Below are 3,547 nucleotides of genomic sequence, written 5' to 3' on the forward strand. Positions count from 1 at the left end.
CGGTGCACCAATCGCCGGCAGAATGATCGCCCAGTAACTATTTAACAGTTTCATCTCCGAGAACATGCGGAACATGGGAATAATTTTTGCTGCAAAAGGAACCATCATCGACGCAATCAAAACCATGAATAAAATATCTTTTCCTTTGCTTGGATAGATGACAAATGCATATCCTGCAAGGGAACAGATTACCAGGGATATGACTACAATAATGACCGCCAGTATCGTGGAATTTAAAAATGCGCCCCACAAGTCTGCTGTCTCAAACGCATTTGTTACGTTTTTGATCAGAGAAGAGCCAAAGGTCAGCTTTCCCATAGTAATATCCTTGGAGTCATTTGTGGCACTGACCAGCATCCAGTAAAAAGGGAAAATGGAAACCAGTGACACAATAATTAAAAACAGATGTTTGAAAATTCCGCCTACTTTATTCATCCTTACTACCCGTTATTCCTTTCTGCACAATCGTCAGTATAATGACTAACACAAGCACTACATAAGAGATTGCCGCTGAATATCCATAACTTGGAACATAATTAAACGAAAGGTCGTAAATGTACTGAGAAATCGTTCTGGTTGCATTGCCCGGTCCGCCTCCGGTCAGGTTTACTACCTCATCGAATAGCTGCAGGGTTGTATTTAATGCCATAATGCTGGTCAGAAATACAATCGGTTTCAGCAGCGGCACTGTAATTTTGAAAAAGGACTGGAAGAAGTTACACCCATCCATTTTTGCCGCTTCGTATACGGATTTGTCTATATTTTGAAGGGCTGATAAGTAAAAGATCATATAATATCCGGTATATCTCCAGATCAGTGCTATGATAATTACCGCTTTTGCCCATCCGGCATCCAGGACAAAAGGGATTGCTTTGTCTACAATGTTCAGTTTTAACAACACCTGGTTGACAATTCCGTCTACTGCAAATAAATTCTTAAATAAAATCGAATAGGATACCAGAGATGTTACACATGGAAGAAAAATACAGGTCCTGTAAAAGCCTCTCATTTTCATCTTCGGGTCATTGAGCAGTACGGCGATTACCAGCGCTGCCAGCAGCATAACAGGAAGCTGCACTACTGCATAGAGCAGCGTATTTCCCATTGTCGTCCAAAAAGTAGCGTCTTTAAACATTCTGATATAATTTGCCAATCCAGCGAAATGCAGTGAAGCCCCCTTACCCGTTTTCAGGGAAAGGATAAACGCCTGGATCATCGGCACATAGCTGAAAATCAAAACCAGAGCGGCCGCTATCGCTACCATGGACCACCCTGTCAGGCGGTATTTTTTCTTTCCTTTAGTTTCCATTCTTATACCTCCTGCATACCGCAGACAAGTCTGCGGTACTGCACCAATAGTAGGTTTGAAACGATATTTGTTTCAATAGTAAGTTTGAAACGCTTTTTGTTCCAAACTTTTTTCTCCTTGTAATTCGTCAGAACTTACTGTATCGACTGATTAAACTGCTCTGCTGCATTTTTCAGGCAGTCATCCAGATTGCCTCCAGCCAGATATTCCGGCGTAACAGCTAAGAGTGCCGCCTGCGCTTCTGCTGAGAAGGCTCCTGTATCAACAGCCGGGATGTCTTTTAACCAGGATGCCAGATCTGCATTTAGTTTTTGTCCGCCGTAGAATTCAGATGGTTCTGAATAAGCTTCTACACTTTCAGCCGGAAGATAAGTTCCCATGATGTTGCTGGATTTTAACAATGTATTATATAATTCCGTACTTCCTGCAAATGTCTTAGCCAGGAAATCTGCTGCTTTTTCTGCATTTTTAGCATTTTTCAGTACATACCAGCTGGAACCGCCCTGGTTGGATTTATTAGTTGCACCTTCTGCACTTAATTTTGGAACCGGTGCTACTGCCCATTTACCACTCTGGTCTTCCGCTGCCATGATGGTAGATGAAATCCAGGAACCACGGAGTACACATGCTACATCTCCGCCGTTAATTGCTCCTGCAAATTCAGTCCAGTCACTGACTACCTTACAGTAATCGGATTCATTCAATGTCTTGAATATCTCAAAGCTTTCTTTTAATGCGGCATTGTCTGTAAAATCAGCATTTCCATCCGCATCGGTAAACCACTTCCCTGCAGACTGCATCATGATCTGAAATTCTGCGATGTCGTTTGGATTATATGTCTGCAGCATATGACCTTTTTCTTTTAACTTTTCGCCCATAGCCAGATATTCATCCCAGGTCAGGTCCTGCATATCTTCCTGTGTATACCCTGCTTCTTCTATATAATCCGTGCGGTAAAAGAGTCCGGCTACACCAGTGTCAAACGGAACTCCATATCCCACACCATCATAGGAAACGGCCGCTTTTTTATAACTGGCAAAATCATCATAATTGATTACATCATCCATAGGCAGAAATGCATCCGGGTAAGACATGAGATATCCCTGAGCTGCAAGGTCACTGATGATTACAATATCCGGAAGATCATCCGTTACACCGGATGCCAAAACGGTATGTATCTTCTGGAGACAGTCAGCCTTTGACATTTCTACAAAATTAATTTTTGCCCCGTCATAAAGCTTGTCTGCTTCCTCCAGTGCCTTGCCGTTAAATGCCTTGTCCCATGCCCAAACCGTAAGCTCCGCCTCTTCGCCGGATCCTGCATCTTCTGCTTTTCCTTCATCTGCATTTCCGTCTTCTGCTTTCCCGTCTGTTTCTTTTGCGTCAGTTGCTGTCTGGCTTGATTCCGTACCCTTATCTGCGGTAGTTTCTGCTGATTTGTCAGAACTGCCACAGCCAGCGATCATAGATGCCGTTAAAGTTACTGCTAATAATGTTGCTGCTAAACGTTTTTTCATTTTAAAATCCTCCTTCAAATAAATGTCTCTAATGTTCTATTAAAGATTTTATATTTATTTATAAATTCTTTAATAGAATAGTAGTACTATTCTTCTCAAAAGTCAATAACATTTTTAGATTATTTGCTATCATTTATACATTTTAGTTTATTTGCACTATATTGAATCTCCTAATTTATATATTATTCACAGTTAAATTTCATTTCCCTCTCTAATTAGATTTATAAATTTTATATAAACATTTACACTATATTTATAAATTAGCATAAATAAAGTTATACTTCTAATATTAAAAGCAAAAAAATACAGATATGCCCCAATGAGCTATCTGTATTCTTCCCTGTTATAGATTTATTGAAACAATTTTTATCGCTCTGAAAGCTGATAGACATCACTCCTTCTGTTCTCCAGCGTATATACCTGGCTACGCACAGACCGGAGGTACTCCAGATCAATCTCCGCCGTTATTACCCCAGTTTTGTCTGAAGCCATAGCAACTACATTTCCCCAGGGATCAATGATCATCGTTTTCCCATACGCCTGATAACTGGGCTTTATTCCAATCTGCCCCGGCGCAATTACATAACATCCATTTTCAATTGCCCTGGCTCTTAAAAGCACTTCCCAATGATCCTTACCGGTATTAACCGTAAAATTAGCAGGGATTATCAGGATCTGTGCCCCCAGAAGCGCCATTATCCGAAACAATTCACAGAATCTC

The 3,547-nt window shown here is 40.9% G+C and carries 4 protein-coding genes; all 4 read right to left on the bottom strand.

Going from position 1 to position 3,547, the window contains the following annotated elements:
• A partial coding sequence (locus ACH2DQ_RS20270; protein WP_395028058.1) for a carbohydrate ABC transporter permease occupies window positions 1-435 on the bottom strand: 435 nt, incomplete at its 3' end.
• Window positions 428-1,309 carry a carbohydrate ABC transporter permease gene (locus tag ACH2DQ_RS20275; RefSeq protein WP_394913717.1) on the bottom strand — a complete coding sequence of 294 codons (882 nt, stop codon included), beginning with the start codon at window positions 1,307-1,309 and terminating at the stop codon, window positions 428-430. The genes ACH2DQ_RS20275 and ACH2DQ_RS20270, both read right to left, overlap by 8 nt.
• Window positions 1,310-1,443: 134 nt before the next feature.
• Window positions 1,444-2,826: an ABC transporter substrate-binding protein gene (locus ACH2DQ_RS20280; RefSeq protein ID WP_394913716.1), complete on the bottom strand. Its 1,383-nt coding sequence runs from the start codon at window positions 2,824-2,826 to the stop codon at window positions 1,444-1,446.
• A 366-nt stretch (window positions 2,827-3,192) separates the two neighbouring features.
• Window positions 3,193-3,547 (bottom strand): nitrilase-related carbon-nitrogen hydrolase (locus ACH2DQ_RS20285; RefSeq protein WP_395028061.1); only part of this gene is annotated, 355 nt, incomplete at its 5' end.

It is taken from the genome of Robinsoniella sp., from assembly GCF_034124845.1.

Excerpts from the sequence above, each read along its gene's own strand:
- ACH2DQ_RS20275 (WP_394913717.1), bottom strand. The coding sequence starts at position 1,309 with ATGGAAACTAAAGGAAAGAAAAAATACCGCCTGACAGGGTGGTCCATG.
- ACH2DQ_RS20280 (WP_394913716.1), bottom strand. The coding sequence starts at position 2,826 with ATGAAAAAACGTTTAGCAGCAACATTATTAGCAGTAACTTTAACGGCA.